This window comes from Streptomyces sp. AC627_RSS907 (assembly GCF_019049165.1).
Genome location: NZ_JAGMUE010001138.1, coordinates 1 through 630, shown reverse-complemented (window position 1 = coordinate 630; position 630 = coordinate 1). Strand labels below are relative to the sequence as shown.

Below are 630 nucleotides of genomic sequence, written 5' to 3'. Positions count from 1 at the left end.
GGGGGAGTGCTGAACCCCTGGAGGCTGCGGCTGCTCAGCCAGTTGGACGCGCTGGGCACCGTGCGCGCGGTCGCCCAGGCCGCCAACCTGAGCCCGTCGAGCGTGTCCCAGCAACTCGCCGTGCTGGAGGCCGAGACGCGCACCCAGCTCATCGAGCGCACCGGCCGTCGCGTGCGGCTGACCCCGGCCGGGCTGATCCTGGCGCGGCGGGCGCGGGCGATCATCGACCACATGGGCACCGTCGAGGCGGAGCTGCGCGGCTTCAGCGCGGAGCCCGCCGGCTTGGTGCGGCTCGGATCGTTCCAGAGCGCGATCCACACCATGGCCGTGCCGGCGGTGACCCGGCTCGCGCGCGCCCACCCGCACCTCGACGTGGAACTGCTGCAACTGGAGCCGCACGAGAGCATGCCCGCGCTGCGCGGCGGCGACGCGGACCTCATCATCACCACCACGGACTTCGACGAGTTGCCGCTCGGGCCCGACCTCGACCTCGTGCCGCTGGCGACGGACCCGATCCTGCTGGTCGTCCCGCCCGGACACCCCGCGACCGAGGACGAGGTCGTGGACCTCGCGGCGTACGCGGACGAACCCTGGTCGTTCGACATGCCGCAGTCGTACATGGCCAACCTC

At 72.9% G+C, this 630-nt stretch carries 1 protein-coding gene; it reads left to right on the top strand.

Annotation, left to right across the window (positions count from 1 at the left end):
* Positions 1-6 precede the first annotated feature (6 nt).
* The coding region (locus tag KUM32_RS40705) for a LysR family transcriptional regulator (protein ID WP_217146706.1) at positions 7-630 on the top strand (624 nt) is incomplete at its 3' end.